The 24,961-nt window shown below is 66.5% G+C and carries 24 protein-coding genes; 8 read left to right on the top strand and 16 right to left on the bottom strand.

Annotation, left to right across the window (positions count from 1 at the left end):
- Nucleotides 1–38 precede the first annotated feature (38 nt).
- Entirely contained in the window at nt 39–569 is a 531-nt protein-coding gene (locus QFZ91_RS17420) for a cupin domain-containing protein (protein WP_429567917.1), read from the top strand.
- A gap of 36 nt (nt 570–605) precedes the next feature.
- Here QFZ91_RS17420 and pyrF read toward each other — a convergent pair whose 3' ends face one another.
- The 16 genes from pyrF to mpl form a co-directional block, all read right to left on the bottom strand.
- Nucleotides 606–1,421, bottom strand: coding sequence for an orotidine-5'-phosphate decarboxylase (gene pyrF, locus QFZ91_RS17415; RefSeq protein ID WP_429567916.1), 816 nt, complete (start codon nt 1,419–1,421; stop codon nt 606–608).
- A 110-nt stretch (nt 1,422–1,531) separates the two neighbouring features.
- On the bottom strand, nt 1,532–2,593 hold the full coding sequence (locus QFZ91_RS17410; RefSeq protein WP_176121857.1) for an aldose 1-epimerase: 1,062 nt from the start codon (nt 2,591–2,593) through the stop codon (nt 1,532–1,534).
- 220 nt (nt 2,594–2,813) lie between these two features.
- Nucleotides 2,814–3,755, bottom strand: coding sequence for an SMP-30/gluconolactonase/LRE family protein (locus QFZ91_RS17405; RefSeq protein WP_176365586.1), 942 nt, complete (start codon nt 3,753–3,755; stop codon nt 2,814–2,816).
- On the bottom strand, nt 3,752–4,552 hold the full coding sequence (locus QFZ91_RS17400; RefSeq protein WP_176121859.1) for an SDR family NAD(P)-dependent oxidoreductase: 801 nt from the start codon (nt 4,550–4,552) through the stop codon (nt 3,752–3,754). The genes QFZ91_RS17405 and QFZ91_RS17400 overlap by 4 nt, the downstream gene beginning before the upstream one ends.
- Nucleotides 4,553–4,593: 41 nt before the next feature.
- Nucleotides 4,594–5,610: an L-arabinose ABC transporter permease AraH gene (gene araH / locus QFZ91_RS17395; protein ID WP_429567915.1), complete on the bottom strand. Its 1,017-nt coding sequence runs from the start codon at nt 5,608–5,610 to the stop codon at nt 4,594–4,596.
- A 53-nt stretch (nt 5,611–5,663) separates the two neighbouring features.
- Nucleotides 5,664–7,232 carry an L-arabinose ABC transporter ATP-binding protein AraG gene (gene araG, locus QFZ91_RS17390; RefSeq protein WP_368613053.1) on the bottom strand — a complete coding sequence of 523 codons (1,569 nt, stop codon included), beginning with the start codon at nt 7,230–7,232 and terminating at the stop codon, nt 5,664–5,666.
- 105 nt (nt 7,233–7,337) lie between these two features.
- Nucleotides 7,338–8,336: an arabinose ABC transporter substrate-binding protein gene (locus QFZ91_RS17385; protein WP_429567914.1), complete on the bottom strand. Its 999-nt coding sequence runs from the start codon at nt 8,334–8,336 to the stop codon at nt 7,338–7,340.
- Nucleotides 8,337–8,457: 121 nt separating this feature from the next.
- Nucleotides 8,458–9,240: an SDR family oxidoreductase gene (locus QFZ91_RS17380; protein ID WP_429567913.1), complete on the bottom strand. Its 783-nt coding sequence runs from the start codon at nt 9,238–9,240 to the stop codon at nt 8,458–8,460.
- Nucleotides 9,237–9,917 carry a 2-dehydro-3-deoxy-6-phosphogalactonate aldolase gene (locus QFZ91_RS17375; protein ID WP_176105033.1) on the bottom strand — a complete coding sequence of 227 codons (681 nt, stop codon included), beginning with the start codon at nt 9,915–9,917 and terminating at the stop codon, nt 9,237–9,239. Before QFZ91_RS17375 ends, QFZ91_RS17380 begins: the two co-directional genes overlap by 4 nt.
- Nucleotides 9,918–9,962: 45 nt before the next feature.
- Nucleotides 9,963–11,078 (bottom strand): 2-dehydro-3-deoxygalactonokinase, encoded by a 1,116-nt coding sequence (locus tag QFZ91_RS17370; RefSeq protein ID WP_429567912.1) that lies wholly within the window; start codon nt 11,076–11,078, stop codon nt 9,963–9,965.
- Nucleotides 11,075–12,091 carry an IclR family transcriptional regulator gene (locus QFZ91_RS17365; RefSeq protein ID WP_176105030.1) on the bottom strand — a complete coding sequence of 339 codons (1,017 nt, stop codon included), beginning with the start codon at nt 12,089–12,091 and terminating at the stop codon, nt 11,075–11,077. Before QFZ91_RS17365 ends, QFZ91_RS17370 begins: the two co-directional genes overlap by 4 nt.
- A gap of 364 nt (nt 12,092–12,455) precedes the next feature.
- A complete protein-coding gene (gene mtgA, locus QFZ91_RS17360) occupies nt 12,456–13,190 on the bottom strand; it encodes a monofunctional biosynthetic peptidoglycan transglycosylase (protein WP_429567911.1) in 735 nt (244 codons plus the stop codon).
- Nucleotides 13,191–13,215: 25 nt separating this feature from the next.
- Nucleotides 13,216–14,079 carry a shikimate dehydrogenase gene (gene aroE / locus QFZ91_RS17355; RefSeq protein ID WP_429567910.1) on the bottom strand — a complete coding sequence of 288 codons (864 nt, stop codon included), beginning with the start codon at nt 14,077–14,079 and terminating at the stop codon, nt 13,216–13,218.
- Complete coding sequence (locus QFZ91_RS17350; protein ID WP_429567909.1) at nt 14,076–16,214, bottom strand: ribonuclease catalytic domain-containing protein; 2,139 nt, start codon at nt 16,212–16,214, stop codon at nt 14,076–14,078. The genes aroE and QFZ91_RS17350 overlap by 4 nt, the downstream gene beginning before the upstream one ends.
- A gap of 215 nt (nt 16,215–16,429) precedes the next feature.
- A complete protein-coding gene (locus QFZ91_RS17345) occupies nt 16,430–17,044 on the bottom strand; it encodes a YqiA/YcfP family alpha/beta fold hydrolase (RefSeq protein WP_429567908.1) in 615 nt (204 codons plus the stop codon).
- Nucleotides 17,041–18,435: a UDP-N-acetylmuramate:L-alanyl-gamma-D-glutamyl-meso-diaminopimelate ligase gene (gene mpl, locus QFZ91_RS17340; protein ID WP_176105023.1), complete on the bottom strand. Its 1,395-nt coding sequence runs from the start codon at nt 18,433–18,435 to the stop codon at nt 17,041–17,043. Before mpl ends, QFZ91_RS17345 begins: the two co-directional genes overlap by 4 nt.
- 200 nt (nt 18,436–18,635) lie before the next feature.
- Here mpl and QFZ91_RS17335 point away from each other — a divergent pair, with 200 nt between their 5' ends.
- The 7 genes from QFZ91_RS17335 to QFZ91_RS17305 all read left to right on the top strand — a co-directional run bounded on the left by QFZ91_RS17335 (nt 18,636) and on the right by QFZ91_RS17305 (nt 24,914).
- Entirely contained in the window at nt 18,636–19,286 is a 651-nt protein-coding gene (locus QFZ91_RS17335; protein ID WP_429567907.1) for a UDP-N-acetylmuramate--alanine ligase, read from the top strand.
- Between the two features lie 19 nt (nt 19,287–19,305).
- The gene (locus QFZ91_RS17330) at nt 19,306–19,866 is read left to right on the top strand and encodes a TlpA family protein disulfide reductase (protein WP_429567906.1); all 561 of its coding nucleotides are present in this window, start codon (nt 19,306–19,308) and stop codon (nt 19,864–19,866) included.
- A 208-nt stretch (nt 19,867–20,074) separates the two neighbouring features.
- Nucleotides 20,075–20,530, top strand: coding sequence for a type II 3-dehydroquinate dehydratase (aroQ, locus tag QFZ91_RS17325; RefSeq protein ID WP_429567905.1), 456 nt, complete (start codon nt 20,075–20,077; stop codon nt 20,528–20,530).
- A 78-nt stretch (nt 20,531–20,608) separates the two neighbouring features.
- The gene (accB, locus tag QFZ91_RS17320) at nt 20,609–21,076 is read left to right on the top strand and encodes an acetyl-CoA carboxylase biotin carboxyl carrier protein (RefSeq protein WP_176121879.1); all 468 of its coding nucleotides are present in this window, start codon (nt 20,609–20,611) and stop codon (nt 21,074–21,076) included.
- Nucleotides 21,077–21,192: 116 nt separating this feature from the next.
- Entirely contained in the window at nt 21,193–22,557 is a 1,365-nt protein-coding gene (gene accC / locus QFZ91_RS17315; RefSeq protein WP_013090569.1) for an acetyl-CoA carboxylase biotin carboxylase subunit, read from the top strand.
- Between the two features lie 3 nt (nt 22,558–22,560).
- Nucleotides 22,561–23,463, top strand: coding sequence for a 50S ribosomal protein L11 methyltransferase (prmA, locus tag QFZ91_RS17310; protein ID WP_368592445.1), 903 nt, complete (start codon nt 22,561–22,563; stop codon nt 23,461–23,463).
- A gap of 47 nt (nt 23,464–23,510) precedes the next feature.
- Entirely contained in the window at nt 23,511–24,914 is a 1,404-nt protein-coding gene (locus QFZ91_RS17305) for a zinc-ribbon and DUF3426 domain-containing protein (protein WP_429567904.1), read from the top strand.
- The last annotated feature ends 47 nt before the right edge of the window (nt 24,915–24,961 follow it).

Genomic DNA, 24,961 nt, shown 5'->3' with positions numbered 1-24,961 from the left:
GCGGCGCCTGACTCTGACTATTACTGGGGAGGCGGACAATGCCGGATTCGCGCGCGATCGCTGATGACCTGATCCGTCGCTTCGACCTGAAGCCACATCCTGAAGGCGGCTTTTTCGCGGAGACTTATCGCTCGGCCGCACGCGTGCTGCGCGCCGGCGAAGCGAGCGAGACTGAGAACACCCGTGCGGCGTCGACCGCGATCTATTACATGCTGTGCGATCGCGCGCATTCGGCGTGGCATCGGATCCGATCCGACGAGGTCTGGCATTTCTACGCCGGCGAGCCGCTGCTGGTTCACATGCTCGATGAAAGCGATGCCGGCGGTGCGCTAGTCACGCACCAGCTCGGCAATCCGCTCACGCATCCCGACACGGTGTATCAGGCCGTCGTGCCGGCCGGCATGTGGTTCGCGGCTGAGTGCGCCGATCCGGCGTCGTTCGCGCTGGTCGGCTGCACGGTCGCGCCGGGTTTCGAATTCAGCGAGTTCGAACTCGCGGAGGTCGATGCGCTGAAGGCGCGGCATCCGCGCCATGCGGAGTTGATCGGGCGGCTCGGACCGGCGCGCTGACGCGCCGCACGGCCCGGCGCGGGACCGCCCGCCGAATCAACGAAACGCGTTGATCCGGTCGCGGGTGTCCTTCGCGGCCTGCGCGGCCGCTTGCGCGAAGTCGTCGCCTTGGCCCGCGTAGAGGATCGCGCGCGAAGAGTTGATCAGCATGCCGGTGCCGTTCGCGGTGCGTCCGGCGCTCACGGTGGCCTGCACGTCGCCGCCTTGCGCGCCGATGCCCGGAATCAGCAGCGGCATGTCGCCGACGATCCCGCGCACCACTTCGATTTCCTTCGGAAACGTCGCGCCGACCACGAGCCCCAGCTGGCCGCTCGCATTCCACTTCTGCGCGGCCAGTTGAGCGACGACCTGGTACAGCGGCCGGCCGCCCGTCTCGAGAAACTGCAAGTCCGAGCCGCCCGCGTTCGACGTGCGGCACAGCACGATCACGCCCTTGCCCGCGTGCTCGAGATACGGTTCGATCGAATCGAAACCCATGTACGGATTGACCGTCACCGCGTCCGCCTGGTAGCGCTCGAACGCCTCGCGCGCGTACTGCTCGGCGGTGCTGCCAATATCGCCGCGCTTGGCGTCGAGAATCACCGGCAGCCCCGGATGGTTCGCATGAATGTGGGCGATCAGTTGCTCGAGCTGGTCTTCCGCGCGATGCGCGGCGAAGTAGGCGATCTGCGGCTTGAACGACGACGCGTACGGCGCGGTTGCATCGACGATCGTGCGGCAGAACTCGAAGACCGCATCGGCGCGGCCCGCGAGCGCGCCCGGAAATCTGCTGGGCTCGGGATCGAGCCCAACGCACAGCAGCGAGTTCGTGCGCTGCCAGGCGTCGTTGAGTGTCTGGATGAAGTTGGACATGGTGAGTCTCGCGGCGAGCCGGTAATCGGAGGAGGCGCGTATTTTACCCGTCCCACGATCGCCATCCGTCGATGGCGGTCAACGCGCGGCCCGCACCTCGTTGACTGTGGCTACTGCCTGCGCCGCGCGCCACGCCCGCCCGGCATCGAGCGCAGCCCAGTCCGCTCGACGGTGAAGCGGAAAGTGCGCGTCAACCGCTCGCCGCGCTTGAGCAGCGTCATGCCGTTTTCGCTCGCGCCGCCGGCCAGGTTCATCGCATTGATCGGATGATCGACCGGCTCGAAGCAGAAGAAGTCTTCGCCGGGCGGCGTGTACAGCACGTAGTAGTCGGTATCGGCGGCGATGTTCAGCGACAGCCGGCGCTTCGGCCACACCACCGCCGCCTGGCCGCTCCAGCCGGTGAACGCGTGATTGACGATCGTCTCCGGCAGAGGATACGCGACGCCGAACTGCCACGCGGGCGGCGCCGGCACGTGGCGCACCGGCAGCCAGTCGTCGCCCGACAGCCACAGGCCGCCAGCCGCCGCCGACAGCTCGGTGTCCGCGTCGCGCACAAAGAATGGATGCACGCCGAGCCCGAACGGCAGCGTCTCACGGCCGGCGTTTTCGATTTCGAGCGCGATGACGAGCGTCGGGCCGTCGAGCGTGTAGGTTTGCGTCGCGCGGAACGCGTACGGCTTGCCTTCGCTGCGGTCGAGCGCAAGGCGCACGTGCTCGCGGCCCGCGTCGAGCACCTGCCATTGCGCGAGCCAGCCGTCGCCGTGAATCGGCAGGGGTTCCTCGGCGCGGTTGCGCGGCACCTCGACGCGCCGCCCGCCCACGCTGAAATGACCGCCGCCAATGCGGTTCGAGTACGGCAACAGCGGATAGCAGGCGAGCTGGTTCGGTTCCGTATCGACGCCGACTTGACTGCAGCGCCGGAAGATCGGCGTCAGCGCGCCGTCGTCGCGCCAGTCGAAGCGGGTTACGCCGCCGCCGAGCGTCGGCGCGACATCGAGACGCAATTGCGAGTTGGCGAGCGTGATGCACGCGACATCGCCGGCACTGCCTTCGCCGAGCGCCACCGCCGACGTGCTCGGGCCCGCCAGCACGGGATTGGCCGCCGCGGCAAGTCGCGAGCGTCGCGTTTGAGAGGTTGGGGATGAGGCTGAAACGAGATTCGCAACAGTCATATCTGGCTCCATCGAGAGGCGTGGGACGTTGCCGTCAGGGTTGACGGGAGTCGCGGGCGATTTTTTATGACCAATTCGCCTCGAGTCCGAACTGCATGCTGCCGATTCGTTGCCGGCCGGTCGCGGGCGTATCGCTCGCGGACCGAAACTGCTACATCGACTTCTGCTTCACCTTCAGGATCGCGGCCCCGGCGCGCGGCCGGGGCTGCGTCATTCTGCGCTAGATGGGCGCGCCCTGGAACAGCGGTTCCGCAACACCACGCCGTGAAAGCGTCGCGACGAACAGGTCGCCCGCGAGCGTATCGGCCGCGCGCGCCGTTGCATCGAGCTCGGCGTAGGCGCTCGTGATGTACAGCGTGTCGAGCGCCTTCTCACTTTGGGCGCTGCCCGCGGCCTCGCCGAGCGCGGCACCGCCGATCGCGACGCAACTCGGTTGCGTGGTCGGCACGTCGATGCGCTCGGTTTCCACACCGTCGGGACCGTAGCGCACCACGCGCGCGCCGCCCCACTGCGCGTTCCACAGGCCGCCGTCGCTGTCGACGGTCGAGCCGTCGGGGATGCCGTTCGCATCGGTTAGACGCGTGAACAGGCGATCGTTCGCGATGCTGCCATCGGCGCGATAGTCGCACGCGCGGATTTCACGCGTCGGCGAATCGCAGTAGTACATCGTCGCGCCGTCGGGACTGAATGCGATGCTGTTCGAAATTGCCGGCGCTGGCAACGGTAAGCGTTCGAGCGACAGATCGTGATTCAACCGATAGAAGCCGCCGACCGTCTGCCGTTGCCCGCTTTCGTCCTTGGTGCCGAACACGAAGCGCCCTTGCCGATCGCAGCGCCCATCGTTCACGCGCGTGTTCATGCCGGGTTCGACGTCGACGATGTGCTGCGTGCTGCCCTTCTCCAGATCGAAAAACGCGAGATGCGATGCGAGCCCGAGCAGCACGTAGCGCGGGTTTTCGCACAGCGCGAAGGTGGCGAGCCGCTCGGGCATGTCGAACGAATCGCTGCGGCCGTCGGCCGGATCGTAGCGCCACAGCCGCGCGCCTTCGATGTCGGTCCAGTAGAAGCGGCCGCTCCTCGCGCACCAGGTCGCGCCTTCGCCGAGCTCACATTGCGCGTCGAGCAGCAGCGTGGCCCGTTGCACGCGCGGGCTGCCGCTCACGCCCAGCCTCCGTCGACGACGATGTCCTGAGCGGTGATCATGCGGCTGTCGTCGGCGGCGAGGAATAGCGCCATGCGCGCGAGGTCGGCCGGCATCAGCTCGGCGTCGATGCACTGGCCTTCCTTGATCTGCCGGCGGCCATTGTCATCGAGCCACAGGCGCAGCTGCTTCTCGGTCATCACCCAGCCCGGCACGAGCGTGTTGACGCGGATATTGAAGTGGCCGAGGTCGCGCGCGAGCCCGCGCGTGAGCCCCTGCACCGCCGACTTCGAGATCACGTACACCGGATAGCCGCCGTTCTTCAGCATCCAGCTGATCGAGCCGAGGTTGATGATCGAGCCGCTGCGCGCGGCCTTCATGTCTTCCATCACAGCCTGCGCCGCGAAGAACTGGTGGCGGATGTTCACGGCGATGCCGGCGTCGAACGACTCGCGCGTCACGTCGGCGATCTGATGGCGCTTGTCGTTCGCCGCATTGTTGATCAGCACCTGGATCGGACCCAGCGCCGCCTTCACGTCGGCGATCGCTTTTTGCAGCGCGTCGACATCGGTCAGATCGCACGGGAGAAAGAGCGGCTTGTGCTTCGAATCGCCGAGCTGGTCGGCGAGGGCTTCGCCGGCGCTCGCATCGATATCGAAGAAAGCGACGCGCGCGCCCTGCGCCGCGAAGTGCTCGACGAACGATGCGCCGATGCCGGTCGCGCCGCCCGTGATCAGCACCGTACGGTCGACGAGGCTCGGATAGCGCGCGTACGCGGTGTCAGAGAGGCTGGCGTTTGCATTGGCCGGAGACGACATCGTGCGATTCCTTTATGAGCTTGGGATGAGGTGAAAGCGGCTCAGTCGCGCGAGCCGCGATTCTTCAACTGGTCTAGCAACACGGCCGCGAGCAGGATCGCGCCGCGCACCAGGTACTGGTAGAACGCGTCGATGTTCAAGAGGTTCATCACGTTCTCGACCGTGCCCATGATCAGCACGCCGATCACGACACCGGAGATCGTCGCGCGGCCGCCCAGCAGCGACACGCCGCCGAGCACGCACGCGGAGATCACGTTCAGCTCGAAGCCTTCGGCGGCGTTCGGCTGACCCGACGTGATACGCGACGCGAGAATTACGCCGGCGAGCGCGGTGACGGCGCCCTGGATCAGGAAAATGTAGACGCGAGTGCGCTCCACGTTGATACCGGCCAGGCGCGACGCTTCCGGATTACCGCCGATCGCGAGCGTATTTCGGCCGTACACGGTCTGGTTCAGCATCACGCCGAACACGATGAAGCAGATCAGGGTGACCCAGATCGGCAGCGACACGCCGAAGAACGTCAGGCCGCCCAATGCGATGAAGGTATCCGACGACACGCCGACCGCCTGGCCATGCGACACGATGAAACCGAGGCCGCGGACGATTTCCATCGTCGCGAGCGTGGTAATCAGCGCGTTGATGCGCAGATAAGCGATCACCGCGCCGTTGACGAAGCCGATCACCCCACCCGCCGCAACCGCCGCGATGATCGCGATGACCGTGCTGTTGGTCGCGTTGAGCACCATCGCGCACAGCACGCCGGCGAACGCGACGGTCGAGCCGACCGACAGGTCGAAGTCGCGCGACGCGAGACAGAACATCATCGTGCACGCGACCATGCCGATCTGCGAGATCGACAGCGCGAGGCCGAGCATGTTCTCGATCGAGAAGAAATGATCGACGGTCAGCGACATCGTGACGAACATCACGATGAAGATCACGATCAGGCTGTACTCGGTGATCTGCTGCCACCACTTGGCCTTGTCGGTAGGCTGCGGAATCAGCGCGTCGGCCGCGCTCTTGGCGGCCTGCTGCGCGAGGTTTTCTCTGGCTTGCATGTTCAATACTCCTCCCCGTCCCCACGGGTTGCGGACTCTCGTCCGGATAAGGTTCAGGCCGCGCGCGAGCCGCTCTGGTTGGCCGCGTTCGCGTCTGCGTTCGGGTTTGCGGCATCAGGCAGCGCGGTCGAGCTCTGCGGCAATGCGAGGCTCAGCACCGACTGCTCGGTCGCGTCCTTGCGCGCGAGCTCGCCGGAAATGCGGCCCTGGCGCATCACGACGATCCGGTCGGACACGCCGAGCACTTCCGGCAATTCCGACGAAATCATCACGATCGCGCAGCCGCGCTCGGCGAGCTGATAGATCACGTTATAGATCTCGTGCTTCGCGCCGACGTCGATGCCGCGCGTCGGTTCGTCGAGAATCACGACTTTCAGATCAGGCTCGGCGAGCCAGCGCGACAGAATCGCCTTCTGCTGATTACCGCCCGACAGGAAGCGGATCTTCTGCCGGCGATGCGGCGTCTTGATCTTCAGCAGCTTGATGAAACGGTCCGCCGTCTGCGCCTCTTTCTTGCGATCGAGAAACACGCCCGCGCGCAGATAGTGACGGCGGCAGCTGATGTTGATGTTCTCCGCGACGCTCGCCATCGCGACGATGCCCTCTTCCTTGCGATCCTCGGGGCACAGCACGATGCCGTGTTTGATCGCCTCGCCCGCGCTGCGCACCTTGATCGGCTTGCCGTCGAGCACGAGTTCGCCGCCCTTGCGATGCTCGGCGCCGTACACCAGATGCATCAGCTCGCTGCGGCCCGCGCCGACGAGTCCGAAGAAGCCGACGATCTCACCGCGCCGCACCTCGAAGCTGGCTGGCTGCGCAAGCGGATGACCTTCGATCGCCTTCGCCGCGAAACGCACTTCGCCGAGCGGCCGCGCCGTATAGCTATAGATGTCCGAAATTTCGCGCCCGACCATCTCACTGACGATTGTGTCGCGCGACACGCCTTCGAGCGTCGGATGCGACGCGACCTTGCGGCCGTCGCGGAAGATCGTGCACGCGTCGCACAGCTCGTAGATCTCGTCCATCCGATGCGAGATGTAGATCATCGCGCGATTGTCGGCGCGCAGATCGCGCACCAGCTTGAACAGCACCTCGGTCTCGCGATGCGACAGCGAGCTGGTCGGCTCGTCGAGCGCGATCACGCGCGCGTTGCGCATCAGCGCCTTGCAGATTTCGACCATCTGCCGCTGCGCGATCGACAGCTTGCGCAGTTTCGCGTTCGGATCGAGCGCGACGCCCATCGCCTCGAGCCGCTCGCGCACGAAGCGCTTCGCCTCGCGCTTGTTGACCCAGCCGAGAGAATTGGGCAGCTGGCCGAGCAGCAGATTCTCCGCGACCGTGAGGTCGGGCACGTACTGCAGTTCCTGGTGAATCACCGCGATGCCGGCACCGATCGACGCGGCCGCGCTCGGAAAGCGCACCTCGTTGCCGTCGATCATCATTCGGCCCGAATCGGGCTGATACTCGCCGCCGAGAATTTTCAGCAGCGTCGATTTTCCCGCGCCGTTTTCGCCCATCAGGCCGTGCACCTGGCCGACGTTGACGTCGAAGGACACACCGTCGAGCGCACGCACGCCTGGAAAAACCTTGCCGATATTGTCAAAACGTAGCGTCGCTGACACTTCGCCTCCTCATCCCTCATGTAGACCGTACGCGCGCCGCCCTCCGCAACAGGCAGAGAGAGCGGCGCGCCGGCGGTGTACTTCATGTCACCGCAAGACCCGCGATTACTTCGACGCGAGGCCCATCTTCTCGCGCACTTCGCCGACGTTCTCGCGCGTCGCCAGCATGCCGGTCGTGAGCGTCAGCAGCGGCGGCTCCTTGCCCTGGGTGATCCACGAGTACATCAGTTCCGAGGTTTCCTCGCCGTGGCGCTTCGGGCTGATGATCACGGTGCCGAAGAAGCCGGTCGGCTGCGGCTTCTTGAACTCGTTCAGCGCGGAGTCCGAGCCGCCGATGCCGATGCCGATCATGTTGTCGGCCTTGAAGCCACGGCCTTCCGCCGCACGCACCGCGCCGAGCACGCCTTCGTCGTTCAGCGCGTAAGCGACCCAGTGCTTGAACTGCGGGTTCTTCGTCAGCGCGATGTTGGCGGCGTTGAAAGCGTTTTCGGTGTCGGTCTTCGCTTGCGGCGCGGTGATCACGTTCGCTTTCGGGAAGCCCGCGGCGACGAGGGCGTCGGTCGCGCCGGTGGTGCGGTCATGCGCGGTCGGCAGCTGCTCATAGGTCACGTCGATCGCGCCGACGTCCTTCATGTCCCAGCCGCGCTTCTTGATTTCAGCCGCGATGCCGTCGCCGACCTGCTTGCCGATGTTATACGCCGAGATGCCCATATGCGGCACCGCTTCGATCGGCTTGCCCGCGCCGTCGACGAGGCGGTCGTCGACCGTCATCATCTTCAGGCCGTCGGCCTTCGCCTTCGCGACGATACCGGGCCCGAGCTTGACGTCGGGCGTGCAGATCACGAAGCCCTGCGCCTTCTGCGCGGCGAGGTTATCGATTGCGCTCATCACCTTCTCGCCCGACGGCGCGCCGATTTTCACGAGGGTGAAGCCCTTGTCCTTGGCGGCGATCTCGGCGAACTTCCATTCGTCCTGGAACCACGGCTCTTCCGGCTGCTTCACGACGAAGCCGATCTTGACCGTATCGGCTGCCTGTGCGGCCGGCGCATTGAAGAGCACACCCGTCGCCGCCGCTGCCAGCGTGAGGAAAATTCTACGTTTCATGATGCGTGTCTCCTGACTAATTGATAACGAGAAGGTAATCGGCCGCGTCTTCTTATACCGGTCCTGACACACGCGGCCAGCGCGTCGTCCGGTGTTCTGTGCGTCTCTTCGCGATGCGAGTTCAGTCGTGATACAGCGCCGAGCGGCCGCCATCGACGGTGATGCAGCTCGCGTTGATGAACGGCGCCTCGTCCGACGCGAGGAACACCGCGGTCATCGCCACCTCCTCCGGGCGGCCGATGCGCTTCATCGGTTGCAGATCGAGCGTCGCCTGCTGCGCGGCGGCCGGATCGGGCTGCTCGTTCCACCAGTCGTGCGTCAGCTGCGTCTCGATGTAGCCCGGCGCGATCGCGTTCACGCGCACGTTGCACGGCGCGTACTCGATGCCGAGCGCGCGCGTGAGGCCGATCACGCCATGCTTCGCGACCGGGTACGGAAAGCAGCCCGGAATGATCTTGAACGCGTGGGTCGACGCGATGTTCACGATGCTGCCCGCGCCGCGTTCGACCATCCCCGGCAGTACCGCGCGACAGCCATTCCACACGCCGTCGAGATCGACCGCGAAGCAGCGCCGCCAGTCGGCGTCGGTCATCATCAGCGGATCGCAGAAAACGTTGATGCCCGCGTTGTTGACGAGGATGTCGAGCGCACCGAACGCGCGCTCGCCTTCGCTCACCGCATGCCGCAGCGACGCGGCTTGCGTCACGTCGGTCTGCACCGCGAGCACGCGCGCGCCGGCGCCGACTTCCGCCTCGATTCGCGCGGCCGTGCGCTGCGCCGTGTCGAGATCGAGTTCCGCCAGCACGACCGCCGCGCCCTCGCGCGCGAACGCGAGCGCGATCGCCGCGCCGATGCCGCGCCCGGCGCCGGTCACGAGAGCGGCTTTGCCAGCGAGCCGGTTCATTTCTTCGCTCCCGCGCGAGCGATCCGCAGACCGTTGATGAACGCCTTCGCATGCGACGCGGTCACCGCCGCGCTCTGGCCCGGCTTGTACAGCGCCGAGCCGAGGCCGAAACCGTTGGCGCCGGCGCTCAGGAACGGCCCCATGTTGTCCGGGTTGATGCCTCCGACCGGCACGAGCGGCACCTGCGCGGCGATCACCGCGCGCCATGCCTTGACGACCTGGCAGCCGAGCTGCTCGGCGGGGAACATCTTCAGCACGTCGGCGCCGTTCTTCAGCGCGATGAACGCTTCGGTCGGCGTCGCGACGCCGGGCGCGCAGGCAAGGCCGCGCGCCTTCGCGGCAATCACGACTTCCGGGTCGCTGTGCGGCATCACGACGAGCTCGCCGCCCGCCGACTTCACTTCGTCGACGTAGAGCGGATGCAGCACGGTGCCCGCGCCGACGATCGCGTCGGCCGGCAGCACCTTGCGGATCGCGGAGATGCTGTCGAAAGGCTGCGGCGAATTGAGCGGTACTTCGACGATGCGGAAACCCGCTTCGTACAGCGCTTGACCGTGATCGGCCGCGTCGGCGGGCGTGACGCCGCGCATGATCGCGATCAGCGGACAGACTTCGAACGCGGCGATCAGACCCGCGTGCGGCATGTACGGTCCGGGCAGATTGATATGTGGTTGCATGTCGGTTCCTTGTTTCGTGAGCGTCGTAAAGGGCTCTGCCGCCGGTCAGCCCGCGCGCGCCGCCTGCGCGGACGGCTGCACGAGCCCCGCTGCTACGGCAACGCGCCACAGGCCGCGTTCGGTCGCGTGCCTGACCGGCTCCGCGCGCAGACAGCCGAATTGCGCGAGCGCGAGGCGGTAGCGCTCGCACAGCGCGTCGTTGCCGATCAGCCGCAGACTCTGCTGCGCGAGCGAGCTGCCTTGCTGCGCGAGTACCGCTTCGAGGCCGGCGAGTTCGTGTCCGATCAGCAGGCCCGACAGATAGTCGGGCTGTGCCTCGCTCGACAGCGCGCCGGTCAAGCCGAGCGTGCGCGTGCTGAACACGGTCGCGAGCACGCCCGCCTGACCTTTCTCGCGCGCGATGTTCACGCCGCGCAAAAATGCTTCGGTATCCGGCCGATCGGGCGTGACCATCGTGCGGCCGAGAATGGTGTGCTCGCGCAGCGCGGCGAATACCTCGCCGGTCATGAAGGTATGAAAACGCTCGATGCACTCCGCCTGCACGACCGCCCATTTCGCGTGCGTGCCAGGCAGGCCGATCAGTGAACGGGCGTTGCTGTCGACGGCGCTCGCGTCTTGCGCGCCGTTCGCGTCCGCGCTGAGCGCGCCGAAAATCTGCGTCTCCTCACCGCGCATCACGTTCGGCAACTCGCCGCGTTGCAGCACGCCCGGCACGATGTGCAGCGTCGCGCCGCGCGCGGTCGGCACGCGGACGATGCCGGCCACCAGCGCATCGGCGTTGGCGGGCGTCTCGACATACGGCGCTTCGAGCCAGCCTTGCGCGCTGCCCACCATCCCCGCCGCGATCACCGGCACGCCGCGAGCGTGCTCTAGCCACGCGCCGCAGGCGTCGTCGAACGCCGCGTCGAAGCCGCTCTCGGCCGCGCTGCGCGGCAGATTCATGATGCCGGCCGTCGATGCGTGCGTCGCCAGCACGCGACCGTGCGCGTCGAACAGATAGGCGCGCAGCGACGTCGTGCCCCAGTCGAGCGCGATCAGCGCGGCATGCGTGAAATCGACGGCGGCGGTATCTGTGCCATCGGTCGCGTCCGGCTCCACGCCCAAGGTGGGAGCGGCGGGCGCCTGGTGGTTCGCCAGCGTGGCGGTGCCCGCTTGTTTCATCGCTTGATCCTGCGCGTGGCCGGTTGCGGTGCGCGCCAACCAAGTTCTTCCGAAATCGCGCGCGCCTCGCGCTGCACGACCGGAATCAGTTCGTCCATCCGTTCGAGCGGCATATACGGAATCGTGCTCGCCACCGACAACGCCGCGACGATCGCGCCCGACGCATCGCGCACCGGCGCCGCGACGCAACGGATCGACGCTTCGTTCTCTTCGAGATCGAACGTGTAGCCGCCGGCCGCGTAGTTCGTCATGCGCTGCAGGAAGGTCGGCGCGTCGGGGCGGTTGTCGGGCTTGAAGCTGACCCCCGCGAGCGCGCGGCGCGACGCGTCGAACAGCGACTGCCATGCGTCCGGCGCGAGGTCGAGCATCATTGCCTTGCCGATGCCGGTCGACGCGAGCGGCATCCGATGGCCGACGCGCGAGCGCATTTCGAGGCCGCGCGTGCCAGGGATCTTGTCGATGTACAGCACGTCGTCGCCATCGCGCACGCCGAGGTGGATCGTGTCGAGCGTCTGCTCGGCCAGCGACTGCAGATGCGGACGCGCGACGGCCGTCAGCGGCATCTGTTCGAGCGCGATCGTGCCGAGCTCGATCAGCTTCGGCCCGAGCAGATAGCCGCCCTGCACCTGACGCAGATAGCGCGCCTGCACGAGGCTGCTGACGAGTCGATGCGTGGTGCTGCGGGTGGTGCCGAGCGCGGCGCCGAAGCTGCGCAGATCGCGCACGCCGGCCGCCGCCGCCTCGAGAATCGCGAGGCCGCGCAACAGTGTCTGTGTGCCGGCCTGCTGCGGCGTGATTTCCAGCAATGTGACCGGCAGCCCGAGTCCGTCGACGGTTGCCGCGCGCTGCACCGGGCGCGACGCCCTCGCGGTAGCGGACGCACTGGCGGCGACATTGGCGGTGACGGCTGAAGCCTCGCGCGGCGCGGGATTCGCGGCACTGTCCGGCCCGCCGTTCGACCCCGGCGCCGCCTCGGCCGGGCTAGCCCCGTGAGTAGGCATCGCTTTGTTCATGGCGATTCGCTTTCCGATGGTTTCTGCGCTTAGCGCGCGGGGCCGGAGCACAGGGCGGGAATGCGTGCGGCGCCGCGCTCGCGCGGCTGCTGTGGTTGGCTGCCAGACATGTTGGCCTCGTCTCCGGTTTTTCTGTCGCGGTTCGCTGTTTCGGCGCGCTGGAGCGCCTACTTGCGATGCATGTTGGCTTGGATTGTAGGGCGACTTTTGAGAATCACCAATATGTGAATGTTGAGTCCAGATATTGAGATTTTAGTTGCGATCAACCGTTTAGCGGAACGCCGTGCCTCTGCGAAAAGACGCAGAAAAAACCCGCGCAAGACGGGCTTCGAAAACGGAAAACCAGGGAGATCGGCGGCGCTTTTCAATCCGGCAATTCGGCCGCGCCCATCCGCCGCGCGATGACTCGCGCGCGTTGTGCGAGATACGCCGAATTCCTGTGTTCATCGAAATATTTGGGGCGCGGCAGCATCACCGCGAGCCGCGCGGACTGCGCGGCCGTGAGTTTGCTCGCCGAGGTCTTGAAGTAGTACTGCGCGGCCGCCTCGGCGCCGTACACGCCGTTGCCCCATTCGACCGAGTTCAGATAGATCTCGAAGATGCGCTGCTTGTCCATCAGCGTTTCGAGCATCCACGTGATGATCAGCTCCTGGCCCTTGCGGATATAGCTTTTCTCGCGCGACAGGAACAGATTGCGCGCGAGCTGCTGCGAGATCGTCGAGCCGCCGCGCACGATCCGGCCTTGCGCCTTGTTGCGCTCCCATGCCTGCAACATCGCGTCGGTTTCGTAGCCCTTGTTGGTGACGAAGTTCGCGTCCTCGGACGCGATAATCGCGCGCTTCAGGTTGCGGGAAATCTGCTCGTACGGCACCCACGTGCGCTGCACCGACAGATCCGGCCGGTCCTGCGACAGACGCCACGCGTCCGAGCGCATGAACGCGGTCGAGCGCGGATTGACTACGTTCCAGATCGCGATCTGCGCGAAGTAGTACGCCTGCGTCGCGAGCCAGGCGATGGCCACGACCGCGATCAGCCAGGCGAACCAGCGCAGCGGGCCGGCCTGGCCGCGCGAACCGCCGGCGCGCCGCGTCGCTGTCATGGTGCGTGCTGTCCGCGCGCTGACGTTATGCGGGCGACGGCGCCGTCAGCAGCGCCCGCAATTCGGCGAGCACCGGCGCGCCGTCGGGGCGCACACCGCGCCACACATAGAACGATTCGGCCGCCTGCTCGACCAGCATGCCGAGACCGTCGGCGCCGCGCGCGCCGAGCTTCGCCGCGTGCTGCATGAAGACAGTTGGATGCGCGCTGTACATCATGTCGTAAGCGAGCGTGCCGTTGCCGAACGCGCGGTCGTCGCACTCGGGCAGCGACGCATCGAGGCTGCCCGCGGTCGCGTTGACGACCACGTCGTACTGGCCCGCTTCGATCGCGCGGGCGCTGCCGCCGCTCAGCCGGCAGCGCGCGTCGCCGGCTGCCTGCGCGAACTGATCGACCAGCGCCTCGGCCTTCTGCGCCGTGCGGTTGACGATCGTCAGCGTATGCGGCGCGCGGTCGAGCATCGGCAGCACGACACCGCGCGCGGCCCCGCCCGCGCCGAGCAGCAGGATGCGCGCGCCTTTCAGCGACACCCCGAGATTTACCTCGATGTCGCGCACGAGGCCGAAGCCATCCGTGTTGTCGCCGTAGATGCCGTCGGCGTCGACCCTCAGCGTGTTCACCGCGCCGGCCGCCGCCGCGCGCGGCGACAGCGTGTTCGCGAACGCATGCGCGTCGAGCTTGAACGGCACCGTCACGTTCAGGCCGCGCCCGCCGTCTTCGATGAACGCGCGCACGTGCGGCACGAACGCGTCGACCGGCGCGAGCAGATGACCGTACTCGATCGGCTCGCCGGTTTGCGCGGCGAAGCGGCCGTGGATGAACGGCGACTTGCTATGCCCGACCGGGTTGCCGATGACCGCGTAGCGATCGCGCGTTGGGTTGCCGTTCATCGTCCCGGCTCCGTGATGTGTTGGTCGTTGTCGGCGGTGTTCGATGCGTCGTTGCCGCTGCCGTTGCCGCTTGCCGCGGATTCGTCGGCGCCGGGGTTGTCGTTCGGATTACCGCCGTCGGCTTCCGCTTGCGCCTCCGCTTCGCTTTCGGCGCTGTCGTCAGCTGCGTCGAGCAACTCTTCGTCGCCCTCGTCCTCGCCTTCTTCGGCTTCGGCGCCGCTCGTCACGGTCGGCGCATCGAGCACGTGCAACAGACGCACCGACGCTTCGATCGTCAGTTCGTCGATCGACATCACTTCCAGCTGCAAACGCGTGCCGCGCGCATGCACGCCGAGTCCCGGCACGTGCAGCAGCAGCGGAATTTCCTCCAGACGCACGAGATCGCCCTTCACAACCGATGCGACTACCTGCTTGCGGTTTTCCTGCGTGAGCCAGCGCAGACACCAGAAGTACTCCATGCGGCGCTGGTAGTCGGCATATGCGGTGTAGGTGTCGTCGAAGCCCTGCACGACCGCGAACAGATCGGCGTCCTTCGGCTTGAACGGCGCGGCGAGCTTGGCAGTCACGCCATGCTGCACGCACGCGATCAGCTGCCACTGGTTCACGAGGTCGACGTAGCGGCGCAGCGGCGACGTGCTCCACGCGTATTGCGAGACGCCGAGCCCTTCGTGCGGCGCGGCGTTGGTCTGCATGCGCGTGCGCTTCGGGCCGCTTGGCGCGCCGAACGCGCGCTGCGTGCGATAGATGCCCGGCACGCCGTGATCGTGCAGGAACGCGCCCCACGACGAGTTCGCGAGAATCGCCAGTTCGGCGACGATCGTGTCGAGGGGCGAGCCGCGCCGGCGCGGCGTGATCGTGATGTGCTCGCCGTCGACGTAGAAATTGAAATCGGTATTGCGCTGCACTTCGCGACGCAGGCCGTAGCCGGCGCGCGCGGTCTGGCGCTTTTCGAACAGCGCCTGCGCGAACGGCCACAGCACGGCGATATCGTCCTTGTGCGGATACTCGCCGGCGCCCTCGGCGAGCGCCTCCTCGGTGACGACTTCGTCGAGCGTGTTGTGGCGCAGGTTGCTCTTGACGAACACGCGCTCGGCGCGCGTTTCGCTCGCGACGATCTCCTGCGTCTCGCGATTGACGATCACGTACAGCGATAGCGCTGGCCGATAGTCGCCCTCGCCGAGCGTGAAGGTATCGACGACGCTGTCGGGCAGCATCGTGATCTTGTCGCCGGGCATGTAGACCGTCGACAAACGCGCACGCGCGATCGCATCGACGTCGTCGCCGCGCTGGATGCCGAGCGCCGGCGCGGCGATGTGCACGCCGATCCGCACACGGCCGTCGGCCAGATGCTCGACCGAGAATGCGTCGTCGATTTCCGTCGTGGTGATGTCGTCGATCGAGAACGCTTCGACGTCGGCCTGCGGCAGATCGTCGGGCACGTTCGCGGCCGCAACGGACGGGAAGCCGGTGCCATGCGGGAAGTACTCGGACAGGAATTTCGCTTCGTGCAGCGCGCGCGGCGACGCGATTGCGCCGCATTCGAGCATCAGCCGCGCCTGCGAGATGCCGCGCGCGGCCGCGGCGTTTTCGAGCGCCTTGTACTCGATCGTGTTCTTGTCGGGCTTCGTCAGGAGCGCGAGGCCCTTGCCGCCCGCGAACGCTTCCGGTAGACGGCCTGCCTTCAGCTCTTCTTCGTACTGCGCCTGCACGAGCGCCTGCTGGCGCTTGCGCTCGAGACCCGCCAGCGCCATCTTTAGCTGCTCTTGCGGCGCGCGCTGGTACATGCCGCGGCCCTTGCGCCGGAAGTACACCGGCGAGCCGTGCATGCGCAGCACCAGCGCCGCGCGCTCGACCGCGCCGAAGCTCGCGCCGAAGTACTCGGCGCCCAGCGTCGCGAACGGGAATTCATCGTTCGGCGCGCATTCCCACAGGAAGTCCAGATCGATCTCCTGCGCCAACGTGTCGGCCTGCTGCATCAGTTCGGCCGCAGTGGGTTTCTCGAACTCGATCAGCACATCCTTCGCGCGCACCTTCGCGCGCCGGCCGCCCGGCAACTCGACCTGAAACGCGTCACCCTGACGCGACAGCACGCTGCCGGCCTTGAAACTGCCCGATTCCTCGAAGAAAACGTTCACTCAATACTCTCGTTCTGACTTGCAACTGCCGGCGCGCCCGACGCCCTGTGGCGATCGATCACTGCATGCGCGGCACGGCAACCTGTTCGTGATAGTGAATCCGCGGCGCGCACTGCGCGTGCCAGCGGGTTGAATCTTGCGACCAGCGGTTGCGGTCGGTGTGTCTTTACGGCTGATGTCCTTGCAGGCCTCGGTGCCGCCGCCCTGGCGCGCCGTCAGGCCGCCGCGCGCGGCGCCGGCGGCTCGACGTCTTCGCCGTCGCAGAAGGCCAGCACGTCGTCGAGGTACTGCGCGAACTCGCTGATCGCATGGTCACTGCCCTCGATCAGCGTGGTGCGCGCGCCCGGATAGTGCGCGAGCATTTCGCGGTAGTCGAGCACTTCGTCGCCGGTGGCTGCCATCAAATAATAGCGTTCGGGCCGCGTGATCGACGCGACGCCGAGCGCGCGCAATTCGTCCAGATGATGCGGCTCGACGACGATGCTGCCGCCGCCATGCCACAACGGCTGCTCGCCGAGATACGCGCTCAGGTCGCGCTGCGGCACGACCGCCGGGTTCAGCAGCACGGCCGGCCAGCCGTGCTTCTCGGCCAGGTGCGTGGCGAAGTAGCCGCCCAGCGAACTGCCGATCACGGTCACCGGTCGTGCATCGCCCTTCGCGCGTGCGTCGGCGACCAGCGATTCGGCGAGCACCACGGTTTCGAACGGCGACACCGGCAGCATCGGGCAGCACCACTCGTCGGCGCGGCCCAGTTCGGCGAGACGCGCCGCGAGCAGACGCGCCTTGAACGAATTCGGCGACGAACGGAAACCGTGCAGATAGAGAATCACGACGCGCCTCGCGTCGAAAGACCGTCGAGCAGCTTCTGATGCACGCCGCCGAAGCCGCCATTGCTCATCACCAGAATCTGGTCGCCGGGGCGCGCCGCGTGGACCACCGCCTTCACGAGCGCGTCGAGGTTGTCGAACGCCTGGGCTTTGCCGTCGAGCGGCGCGAGCGCTTCGCCGAGGTTCCAGCCGAGCGCGTCGCGCCCGCTCGGCGCACCGTAGCCGAACACGAGGTCGGCGTCGGCGAGGCTTGCCGGCAGTTGCGCTTTCATCACGCCGAGCTTCATCGTGTTCGAGCGCGGTTCGAGCACCGCGAGAATTCGCGTGTTGTCGCGGCCGACGCGCGCACGCAGCCCGGCCACCGTCGTCTCGATCGCGGTGGGGTGATGCGCGAAGTCGTCGTATACGGTCACGCCGTCGACGCTGCCCCGCACTTCCATGCGGCGCTTCACGTTGCGGAAGCTCGACAGCGATTTCGCGGCTTGCGCGGGCGGCACGCCGACGTGGCGGGCGGCGGCAATAGCGGCGAGCGCGTTCATGCGGTTATGTTCGCCCTGCACCTGCCAGTCGACCACGCCGACGCGCTCGCCGTTGTGATAGACGGCAAAGCGTTCGTCAACGGGCACGCCCTGCTCCGCCGGCTGGATCTCCCAGCCACCCTGTACGCCAAAGCGCTCGACCTCGCTCCAGCAACCGCGCGTCAGCACGCGCTCGAGCGCGTCCTCGCGGCCGTTCGTGACGACGCGGCCCAAGCGCGGCACCGTGCGGATCAGATGGTGGAACTGCGTTTCGATCGCGGCGAGATCGGGGAAGATGTCGGCGTGATCGAATTCGAGGTTGTTCAGCACCGCCGTTTTCGGGCGGTAATGGACGAACTTCGAACGTTTATCGAAGAATGCGGTGTCGTATTCGTCGGCTTCGATCACGAAGAAGCTCGAATCGGTGAGCCGCGCCGACACGCCGAAATTCAGCGGCACACCGCCGATCAGAAAGCCCGGATTCAGGCCTGCGTCTTCGAGCAGCCAGGTCAGCATCGAGCTCGTGGTGGTCTTGCCGTGCGTGCCGGCCACGGCCAGCACCCATTTGCCGTTCAGCACGTGCTCGCCGAGCCACTGCGGACCGGACACGTACGGCAGGCCGCGGTCCAGAATCGCTTCCATCAGCGGGTTGCCGCGCGTGACCACGTTGCCGATCACGAATAGATCCGCGTTCAGGCCGTTCAGCTGTTCCGCGTCGTAACCCTCGATCAGGCGGATGCCTTGCGCCTCGAGCTGCGTGCTCATCGGCGGGTAGACGCCGGCGTCGCAGCCGGTCACCGTGTGGCCCGCATTGCGCGCGAGCACCGCGAGTCCGCCCATGAAGGTGCCGCAGATGCCGAGGATGTGGATATGCATAAGCCTGTCGTGCCGTGGGGGCGTTTTTTGCGAGGGATGGGAGGCCGCAGGACGGCCGGAACGACCGTCTGCAAAGGACGCCTATTGTAACCGACACGGCGCGCGCCGCCCCTGCGGGCCACGCCCGGCGCCGCCCCGTCCGGGCCGCCCGAGCGCGTCACCCGACCGCGTCGCCAGGCCCGATCTAGTATGATGCAGGGATGGTCCGCAAATCACATTTCGATCCGCAACGCGTGCGCGAGGAAATCGCGATCGCGGCTGCGCGCCTGATTGCCGAAGACGGTCTGGACTACGCCAGCGCGAAGCGCAAGGCGGCCCGGCAGGTCGTCGGCGAGACCCGTGTCGCCGGCGAATGGCTGCCGGACAACGACCAGATCGAAGAAGAAATCCGCGAATATCAGTCGCTGTTCCAGGGCGACAGCCAGCCGGCGCTTTTGCGGCGGCTGCGTGTGATCGCGGTCGAATGGATGGAGCGGCTCGCGCCGTTCAATCCGTATCTGACGGGCGCGGTGCTCGGCGGCACGGCCGGCGAGCATTCGGACGTCCATCTGCAGGTGTTTTGCGACAACCCGAAGGAAGTCGCGATCTACATGCTGAACGCGAACATCCAGTACGACGTGTCGGAAACGCGCCATTTCGCGGGACGCGGCTATGTGGAGACGCTGAGCTTTCTGTGGCGCCCGGCAGACGATCGCAACGCTGAGCCGGTCGGCATCCACGTCGCGCTGTATGAAACCGACGACCTGCGCGGCGCGGTGCGCGCCGACGCGCGCGGCCGCACGGCGCGGGCGAATTTGCCGGCGGTGCAGGCGCTGCTCGACGGCGGCCAGGTGCCGTCCTTTACCAATTGACCAGACAGAACGGAGCACGATGAACACAAGACGTATGCTGGCTGGCGCGGCCGTCGCGCTGGTCGCCGCGGGCGGCGGCGTGCTGGCCAATCACTGGCTCAATCGCGGTACCGACGTCGCGTACGCGGGGCAGGGCGGGTCACAGCCTGACATCCATGCGAGCCCCGTCCAGCAGCTGTGGAGCGCGCCGGTCACGAATGTCGACGGCAAGCCGCAGTCGCTGAGCATGCTCAAGGGCCACCCGATCGTCGTCAACTTCTGGGCGTCGTGGTGTGGCCCGTGCGTCCAGGAAATGCCTGAGCTGTCGCAGATCCAGCGCGAATACGCGAAGAAAGGCATCCAGTTCGTCGGTCTCGGCGTCGACTCGGAAAAGAACATCCAGACCTTCCTACAGAAGGTCAAGGTCGCGTACCCGATCTACGTGACCGGCTTCGGCGGCGCCGACCTCGCGCGCGCGTTCGGCAACAATGCGGGAGGTTTGCCGTTTACCGTCGTGATCGACGCAAAAGGCACCATCCGCTCGACAAAATTGGGCCAGATCGACCCCACGGCCCTGCGCCAGACGCTCGACACGCTGTAAATTTCCCCGATTTCTGACGCTGCGCTTTTGGCACCCGCTTGCGTGCAGAACGAGCGAAAATGCGCGGATAATCCCCGACTTTGAGTGAAGTTCGGCTCACGGCTGTGCGGCGGCCCGCCCCGGCCGTCGCCGCGTACGCGCACGAAACTAGACAAGTTTCTCTAATCAGCGCTAAAGTGCGCGCAATTCCACGGAAAAAGAAGCGACCATGACGCGCCTGCTGGTACTGCACGGACCCAACCTCAACCTTCTCGGTACCCGAGAACCCGAGGTCTACGGTCGCGTGACCCTGCCGCAGATCGATCAGGCGCTAGCAGACCGTGCAGCCGATGCAGGCGTCGAGCTTGCGTCGTTCCAGAGCAATCACGAAGGCGCGCTGGTCGATCGCATTCAGGCGGCCCGCACCGAGCAAACCGATTTCATCCTGATCAATCCCGCCGCGTACACGCACACCAGCGTGGCCATTCGGGACGCACTAGCGGGGGTCGGCATCCCGTTCGTCGAGATTCATCTATCGAACGTGCATCGCCGGGAACCGTTCAGGCATCACTCGTATTTCTCCGACCACGCAGAGGGCGTAATTTGCGGCCTCGGCTGGAAGGGGTATCTGTACGCGCTCGAATTCGCGCTCGACCGGCTCGCCGCCGGCACGTCGCGCGGCTGAATCCAAACACGTCCAATTTGAGCCGGCTACTGCACGTTTGCACGCGCCGGCACACTACGCATTGAAAGGGGCACCCTGATGGATCTACGTAAACTCAAAACTCTGATCGACCTCGTCTCGGAGTCCGGTATTTCCGAACTCGAAGTGACCGAGGGCGAAGGCAAGGTCCGCATCGTCAAGAATGCGCCGCCGGTTTACGTCCAACCGTCCGCCTCCTACGCTGCACCGCAATTCCCGCAAGCCGCGCCGGCAGCAGTCGAAGCGCCGGCCGCCGCGAACGCTCCTGCTACGCCGGCAGCCGCCGCGCCGCAGGGTCACGTCGTCACTTCGCCGATGGTCGGCACGTTCTACCGCGCGCCGTCACCGGGCGCCGATCCGTTCGTGCAGGTCGGCGACACGGTCAAGGAAGGCCAGACCATCTGCATCATCGAAGCGATGAAGCTGCTCAACGAGATCGAGGCGGACAAGTCGGGCGTGGTCAAGGAAATCCTCGTCGAAAACGGCCAGGCGGTCGAGTACGGCCAACCGCTGTTCGTGGTCGGCTAACGCGGCACGCACCATTCGCCGCCCGCGCGCCGCTCATCCCGAGGCGCGCGACCGATCCTCTGCGGCAGCCGGCGTCTTGACCGACCCGGCGCCCATTGATGAGTCGAAAACCCGCTATGTTTGAAAAAATCCTCATTGCCAATCGTGGCGAGATCGCGCTTCGTATCCAGCGCGCCTGCCGTGAGCTCGGCGTCAAGACGGTCGTCGTCTACTCGGAAGCCGACAAGGAAGCCAAGTACGTGAAGCTCGCCGACGAGGCGGTCTGTATCGGCCCGGCCCCGTCGAATCTGAGCTATCTGAACATGCCCGCGCTGATCAGCGCGGCCGAAGTCACCGACGCGGAAGCGATCCACCCCGGCTACGGCTTCCTGTCGGAGAACGCCGACTTCGCCGAGCGCGTCGAGCAGTCCGGCTTCACCTTCATCGGCCCGCGTCCTGAAACGATCCGCATGATGGGCGACAAGGTCACCGCCAAGCAGACCATGATCAAGACCGGCGTGCCCTGCGTTCCGGGTTCGGAAGGCGCGCTGCCGGACGATCCGAAGGAGATCGTGAAGATTGCCCGCCAGATCGGCTACCCGGTCATCATCAAGGCGGCGGGCGGCGGCGGCGGCCGCGGCATGCGCGTGGTCCACACGGAAGCGGCGCTCGTCAACGCGGTCAACATGACCCGCGAGGAAGCCGGCCGCGCGTTCGGCAACCCGCAGGTCTACATGGAGAAATTCCTCGAGAACCCGCGGCATATCGAAATCCAGGTGCTGGCCGACTCGTTCAAGAACGCCGTGTGGCTCGGCGAGCGCGACTGCTCGATGCAACGCCGTCACCAGAAAGTGATCGAGGAAGCGCCGGCGCCGGGCATCGCGCGCCGTCTGATCGACCGCATCGGCGATCGTTGCGCGGATGCGTGCAAGAAAATGGGCTATCTCGGCGCGGGCACCTTCGAGTTCCTGTACGAAAACGGCGAGTTCTACTTCATCGAGATGAATACGCGCGTGCAGGTCGAGCATCCGGTGACCGAACTGATTACAGGTGTCGACATCGTGCAGGAACAGATCCGCATCGCGGCCGGCGAGAAGCTCGCATTCCGTCAGCGCGACATCCAGTTCCGCGGCCATGCGATCGAATGCCGGATCAACGCCGAAGATCCATTCAAGTTCACGCCGTCGCCGGGACGTCTGACGTCGTGGCATATGCCGGGCGGTCCCGGCATCCGCGTCGATTCGCATGCCTACAATGGTTATTTCGTGCCGCCGAACTATGATTCGATGATCGGCAAGCTAATCGCTTACGGCGCCACGCGCGAACAGGCGATCAGCCGGATGCGCATCGCGCTGTCGGAAATGGTGGTCGAAGGCATTCAGACCAACATCCCGCTGCACCGCGAGCTGATGCTCGACGCGAAGTTCGTCGAAGGCGGCACCAGCATCCACTACCTCGAAAACCGGCTGGCCGCGCGTCAGCAGGTCGCGGAAGAAGCGTAAGTCATGAGTTATCGGGAACTGGTCGCTGAACTGGCGCGTGAGCACGCGGAGGAGTTGTCCGACGCGCTGCTCGAGCTGGGCGCGCTGTCCGTGTCGGTTGAAGATGCCGACGCCGACACGCCCGACGAGCAGCCGCTGTTCGGCGAGCCCGGTCTCACGCCGGATCGCACGGCGTGGCAGCATTCGCGCGTGATCGCGCTGCTCGCGCCGGAGCACGATCCGGCCGTGCTGCTGACCGCCGCGGCCAACGAAATCGGACTCGATTCCGCGCCGGCCTATACCGTGCGCGAGGTCGAGGAGCAGGACTGGGTGCGGCTCACGCAGTCGCAGTTCGATCCGATCCAGATCGGCGAGCGCATCTGGGTCGTGCCGTCGTGGCACGATGCGCCGGACCCCGACGCGCTCGTGCTCGAACTCGATCCGGGCCTCGCGTTCGGCACCGGCAGTCACCCCACCACGCGTCTGTGCATGGAGTGGATCGAGCAGTCGATCAAGCCTGGCCAGTCCGTGCTCGACTACGGCTGCGGCTCCGGCATTCTTGCGATTCTCGCGAAGAAGTGCGGCGCCGATCCGGTGATCGGCATCGACATCGATCCGCAGGCGGTCGAATCGGCGCGTCACAATAGCGAGCGCAATCACGCCGAAGTCACCTATGGCCTGCCCGATGCCTGCCCGGCCGGCGAATTCGACGTGGTGGTCGCGAACATTCTGTCGAATCCGCTGAAGCTGATGGCGTCGATGCTGTCGTCGAAAGTGAAGCCGGGCGGTCGCATCGCGCTGTCGGGCATCCTTGCGCGCCAGGCCGACGAAGTCGCGCAGGTCTACGCGCGCTGGATCGATATCAGCGTGTGGCGCGAACATGAAGGTTGGGTGTGCCTCGCCGGAACGCGCCGCGAAAGCAATTAGAATAAGGCGTATTGTCAACCTAACGGCCTCTGGCTCAACGGCTCGATATGCACCTGGCGACGCGTTGCCCCTTCTGCGAAACTGTTTTCCGTCTGCAACCGGCGCAGCTTGCTCAGCGCCGCGGCCTCGTGCGGTGCGGGCATTGTCAGGAAGTCTTCGACGCGTCGAGCAGTCTGTTCGACGTCTCGGAAGGCGGCGATTTTTCCGCGGCCAAACCGGTTGCCGCCGCGGCGGCGATCGAAGCGCTGTCGGGAGTGCGGCAGCCAGGCCCGGACTTTAGTGGTGACGCATGGGCCCCGGGAGCACCGGCTCCGGAACAGGACTCCACCAGCATTTCGCGCAGCACGCTCGACTCCCGTTTGCGCGACCACGCGAGCAGCGTGCCGCTCGCGCCGCTGCCGCTTGGCGGCACCGGGCATGCAACCGTCACGTCGGGCACGCCGCGCCAGGCCACCGAACCTGAACTGCGCGCTGGCGCTTTCTCGGCGCCGCTACCCGCGGACGATGAGCCGACGCTGGCCGACGCGCCGCTCGAACCGTTCGCCTATCCCGCCGACGACACGGTCGATGAACCGCCTGTCGCCCCGCCCACTGCGCCTGCTGCCCCACCGCGAGTCGAAGACGAAGCGCCGCGCGTCTGGCGCAAGGTCGAACGCCCCGAACCGTCCACGCTCGACGAACCCGCGCGGCGCGAGCCAGCAGGCCTGCATGACATGCGCGACAACGAACCGCATTTCGGTGCGGCCGGCTTAGGTGCGGCCGGCTTAGGTGCGGCCGGCTTCGGCGCGGCCGGCTTAGGCGCGGGCGCGGCCGCAGGCGCTTCCGGCGCCGGCGGCCCCGGCGGCCCGCGCCCGCCGGGAGGTCCGGCGCCCACCCCATCGAGCGGCGAGCCGTTCTCGGTAAATCCGCCGATCAGCGCTGGCGACGATCCGTTCCCGGTCATGCGCGAAACCCGCCCGGTGGACGCCGGGCGCGTCGGCTGGATCGTCGCCGGCGTGGTGCTCGCCGCGCTGCTCGTCATTGCGCTGCTCGCGCAACTCGCGTGGTGGCAGCGCGAGACCATCATGGTCAACGTGCCGCGCTCGCAGATCCTGTATGCGCAGGCCTGCGCGCATCTCGGCTGCCAGCTGACGCCGCCGCACGACATCGAAGGCTTGCTGGTCGAGCCCTCCGATCTGCGGCAGATCGACGGCCCGCACAAGCTCGAGCTGAAGATGCCGCTGCACAACCGCCTGAACATCGCGCTCGCCTATCCCGCGATCGAACTCACGCTGCTCGACGATCAGAACAACGTCGCCGTGCGGCGCGTGCTATGGCCGCAGGATTACGTGCCACCCGGCACCGTGATCGCGGCCGGCCTGCCCGCGCACGCGACGCAGACGATGATCGTGCACCTCGACACCGGCACCGCGATCGCCTCCAATTTTCGCGTACAGATTTTTTATCCGTAACGCACCCTCGCGCGCCCGCTCCCGAGCGGGCGCATCATTGTCGTCAC

The organism is Paraburkholderia sp. JPY419 (assembly GCF_050435705.1).
Lineage (GTDB): Bacteria > Pseudomonadota > Gammaproteobacteria > Burkholderiales > Burkholderiaceae > Paraburkholderia > Paraburkholderia youngii.
The sequence above is the reverse complement of the archived record's forward strand: the minus strand, read 5'-3'. Positions and strand labels throughout refer to the sequence as shown.

Bases quoted from the DNA above. Each gene is read 5' to 3' on its own strand.
- QFZ91_RS17420 (WP_429567917.1), top strand. From the start codon at position 39: ATGCCGGATTCGCGCGCGATCGCTGATGACCTGATCCGTCGCTTCGAC.
- QFZ91_RS17305 (WP_429567904.1), top strand. From the start codon at position 23,511: ATGCACCTGGCGACGCGTTGCCCCTTCTGCGAAACTGTTTTCCGTCTG.
- QFZ91_RS17400 (WP_176121859.1), bottom strand. From the start codon at position 4,552: ATGTCGTCTCCGGCCAATGCAAACGCCAGCCTCTCTGACACCGCGTAC.
- accB (WP_176121879.1), top strand. From the start codon at position 20,609: ATGGATCTACGTAAACTCAAAACTCTGATCGACCTCGTCTCGGAGTCC.
- QFZ91_RS17385 (WP_429567914.1), bottom strand. From the start codon at position 8,336: ATGAAACGTAGAATTTTCCTCACGCTGGCAGCGGCGGCGACGGGTGTG.
- QFZ91_RS17370 (WP_429567912.1), bottom strand. From the start codon at position 11,078: ATGAAACAAGCGGGCACCGCCACGCTGGCGAACCACCAGGCGCCCGCC.
- QFZ91_RS17365 (WP_176105030.1), bottom strand. From the start codon at position 12,091: ATGAACAAAGCGATGCCTACTCACGGGGCTAGCCCGGCCGAGGCGGCG.
- mpl (WP_176105023.1), bottom strand. From the start codon at position 18,435: ATGCATATCCACATCCTCGGCATCTGCGGCACCTTCATGGGCGGACTC.
- pyrF (WP_429567916.1), bottom strand. From the start codon at position 1,421: ATGTCCAACTTCATCCAGACACTCAACGACGCCTGGCAGCGCACGAAC.
- QFZ91_RS17380 (WP_429567913.1), bottom strand. From the start codon at position 9,240: ATGAACCGGCTCGCTGGCAAAGCCGCTCTCGTGACCGGCGCCGGGCGC.
- QFZ91_RS17330 (WP_429567906.1), top strand. From the start codon at position 19,306: ATGAACACAAGACGTATGCTGGCTGGCGCGGCCGTCGCGCTGGTCGCC.
- accC (WP_013090569.1), top strand. From the start codon at position 21,193: ATGTTTGAAAAAATCCTCATTGCCAATCGTGGCGAGATCGCGCTTCGT.
- prmA (WP_368592445.1), top strand. From the start codon at position 22,561: ATGAGTTATCGGGAACTGGTCGCTGAACTGGCGCGTGAGCACGCGGAG.
- aroE (WP_429567910.1), bottom strand. From the start codon at position 14,079: ATGAACGGCAACCCAACGCGCGATCGCTACGCGGTCATCGGCAACCCG.
- QFZ91_RS17375 (WP_176105033.1), bottom strand. From the start codon at position 9,917: ATGCAACCACATATCAATCTGCCCGGACCGTACATGCCGCACGCGGGT.
- araH (WP_429567915.1), bottom strand. From the start codon at position 5,610: ATGCAAGCCAGAGAAAACCTCGCGCAGCAGGCCGCCAAGAGCGCGGCC.
- QFZ91_RS17410 (WP_176121857.1), bottom strand. From the start codon at position 2,593: ATGACTGTTGCGAATCTCGTTTCAGCCTCATCCCCAACCTCTCAAACG.
- QFZ91_RS17335 (WP_429567907.1), top strand. From the start codon at position 18,636: ATGGTCCGCAAATCACATTTCGATCCGCAACGCGTGCGCGAGGAAATC.
- aroQ (WP_429567905.1), top strand. From the start codon at position 20,075: ATGACGCGCCTGCTGGTACTGCACGGACCCAACCTCAACCTTCTCGGT.
- mtgA (WP_429567911.1), bottom strand. From the start codon at position 13,190: ATGACAGCGACGCGGCGCGCCGGCGGTTCGCGCGGCCAGGCCGGCCCG.